Source organism: Actinomadura sp. KC06, assembly GCF_004348735.1.
Classification (GTDB): Bacteria; Actinomycetota; Actinomycetes; order Streptosporangiales; family Streptosporangiaceae; genus Spirillospora.
The window spans coordinates 1-2,614 of record NZ_SMKT01000355.1 but is presented as its reverse complement, the minus strand read 5'-3'; the positions used below and the strand labels follow the sequence as shown (position 1 = coordinate 2,614).

The following is a 2,614-nucleotide window of genomic DNA, read 5'->3' as shown; positions in this document are numbered from 1 at the left end:
GGTTCCTGAGCATGGTCGGGTCTCGGCGCCGCTGGCTGGCCAGACGGCTGCTGGACGGGCGGCCGCGGCTGAGGTGCCGGGTTCGGTGTGGCCGCGGCACCGAACCCGCCGTTAGGGCCTGATCGACCGGGCGGAGCCCCCGCCGGCGCTCCGCCGACGACGGTCTCGATCCGCCAGTCGACGCCCATCCGCTCCTTGAGGACCTCGCGGAGGACGGTGTCGCGCCCACCGTTGACAAAACCGAGGCGGCGTCCCTCCGCGTCGAACCCTAGGGTCAGGACCCGTCCGTCGAGCGACACCGGCTGCACCCCGGCCATGATGACCATCCAGGTGGCGCGGCTCTTCTGCTTGACGGCCTCGACGATGTCCGGCCAGAGCCGCTGGACGGACGAGAAGTCCACCCCCCCGGCCGACCCCGCAGCCTGCCCGCCCGACGCACCCTGGGCGGGGCTAGGCGACGACGACGCCGGAACCGCTGGCGCGCTCTCAGCGGAAGGTTTCGCCACGCTCTCGGAAGGCCCACCGCCGGGCGCGGCGCGGCGGTTATCCACAGGTTCTCGTTCTGCCGGCGCCGCCGAGGGCCGGACGTCATCGTTGGCCGTGGGCTGCTCGGCACGCGTCGGGGGGCGGTCCGGGCCGCTCCGAGCAGGCGCCTCCTGCACTGGGGGCGGCGTGAACGCCTGCGTCACAGGACTGCCACCGCTTTGCCCTTGGGCGGCCTGACGTTCCAGACGGTCGAGGCGGGCGAACATCGACGCCTCGTCCTCGTAGGCGGCGGGAAGGAGGATGCGAGCGCAGATCAGTTCCAGCAACAGCCGCGGAGACGTGGCACCGCGCATCTCGGTCAGCCCGGTGTGCAGGAGGTCGGCGGCGCGGGTCAACTCCCCCGGTCCGAGGGAGGACGCCTGGCGCCGCATGTCCTCCAACTCGTCGGGCGGGACGTTCAGCAGCCCCGAACCGCCCGCCTCCGGGACGTTCGACAGGATGACCAGGTCGCGGAAACGTTCCAGCAGGTCGGCGGTGAAGCGGCGCGGATCCTGGCCGCTCTCGATGACCCGGTCGATCGCCGCGAATACGGCGGCACCGTCACGCCCGGCGAAGGCGCCGATGACCTCGTCCAGGAGCGCCGAGTCGGTGTATCCGAGCAGCGAGACGGCCCCGGCGTAGGTGATGCCCTTCTCGTCCGACCCGGCGAGGAGCTGGTCGAGGATCGAGAGGGTGTCGCGGGCCGAGCCGGCGCCCGCCCGGACGGCCAGCGGCAGCGCCGACGACTCGTACGGGACGTTCTCCGCCTGCAGGATCTCCTCGACGAGCTCCTGCAGGACGCCCGGCGGGATAAGCCGGAACGGGTAGTGGTGCGTCCGGGACCGGATCGTGCCGATGACCTTCTCCGGCTCGGTGGTCGCGAACACGAACTTCAGGTGCGGCGGCGGCTCCTCGACGAGCTTCAGCAGCGCGTTAAAGCCCTCCCGCGTGACCATGTGCGCCTCGTCGATGATGTACACCTTGAAGCGCGCCGAGACCGGCGCGAAGAACGCCCGTTCCCGCAGGTCACGAGCATCATCAACGCCACCGTGGGACGCGGCGTCGATCTCGATCACATCGATGTGGCCCGTCCCGGCGGGCCCGAGCGCCACGCAGGAGTCGCACTCGCCGCACGGATCGGGCGTCGGCCCCTGCTCGCAGTTCAGCGAGCGGGCGAGGATCCGGGCACTGGACGTCTTGCCGCAGCCGCGCGGGCCGCTGAACAGGTACGCGTGGTTGATCCGGCCGTTGCGCAGCGCCTGCTGCAGCGGCTCGGCGACGTGCTCCTGCCCTTTCAGCTCGGCGAACGTCGCTGGCCGGTACTTGCGGTACAGAGCCAGACTCATCGGGGGTCCGCCCTCCCTCGAGAAGCAGAGCGTCAGAAGTGCAGTGTCGCCGTCAAACCAAGGGACCCCCCGCACACCCGCCAGAGCCTGCTTATCCTTGCTGCCTTCCGGCCCTGGGGAGGTTCACAGGGTGACGCCGTGCGAGGGGTCTGCCTCAGTCTATGGCATCCCACGCACAGGATTGCCACGCTTCCCGCGTAGTCTGCGCCGCATGCCCGCCCCGACACACGACACCCTCTTGCACATAGCCGAACGGGCCCGCTGGGAGGCCGCCCGCGACACGGGAGTGTCGTACAGCATGTCGACGCTCGGCAGAACCCTCGCCGAAGAGGGCTTCATCCACTGCTCGTCCGACATGCTCCAGCTGGAGGGCGTCCTCGACCGCTTCTACACCGCCGTCCCCAGGTCAGCCCTGGTGCTCCTGGTCATCGACACGTCCCGTCTGGACGCTCCCGTCCGCTACGAGCAAGTCGGCGATGACCTCTTCCCACACGTCTACGGCCCGATCCCGGTCTCGGCAGTAATTGATGTCAGGTCACTGCCCGAGACCCGGTAGGCTTTCCCGCGGAGGATTCGCCTAGTGGCCTAGGGCGCACGCTTGGAAAGCGTGTTGCGTGCAAGCGCTCGCGAGTTCGAATCTCGCATCCTCCGCCACACCAAGGCCGGTACCCACAGCGGGTACCGGCCTTCGCATCTCACACCCAACCCTCCCGCCGAGGCCGCGCGCCCCGCCGCCCCTCTCC

The 2,614-nt window shown here is 70.1% G+C and carries 2 protein-coding genes, 1 tRNA gene and 1 other RNA gene; 2 read left to right on the top strand and 2 right to left on the bottom strand.

Annotation, left to right across the window (positions count from 1 at the left end; translation table 11 throughout):
- Both E1287_RS42925 and ffs read right to left on the bottom strand, forming a co-directional pair.
- A partial coding sequence (locus E1287_RS42925) for a DNA polymerase III subunit gamma and tau (protein WP_131971846.1) occupies positions 1–1,871 on the bottom strand: 1,871 nt, incomplete at its 3' end.
- Between the two features lie 57 nt (positions 1,872–1,928).
- An RNA gene (ffs, locus tag E1287_RS42920) (signal recognition particle sRNA small type) lies at positions 1,929–2,024 on the bottom strand.
- Positions 2,025–2,082: 58 nt separating this feature from the next.
- Between ffs and E1287_RS42915 the strand changes: the two genes are divergently transcribed.
- Positions 2,083–2,427 (top strand): DUF952 domain-containing protein, encoded by a 345-nt coding sequence (locus E1287_RS42915; protein WP_131971844.1) that lies wholly within the window; start codon positions 2,083–2,085, stop codon positions 2,425–2,427.
- A 10-nt stretch (positions 2,428–2,437) separates the two neighbouring features.
- Positions 2,438–2,525: transfer RNA gene (locus E1287_RS42910), tRNA-Ser, on the top strand.
- The last annotated feature ends 89 nt before the right edge of the window (positions 2,526–2,614 follow it).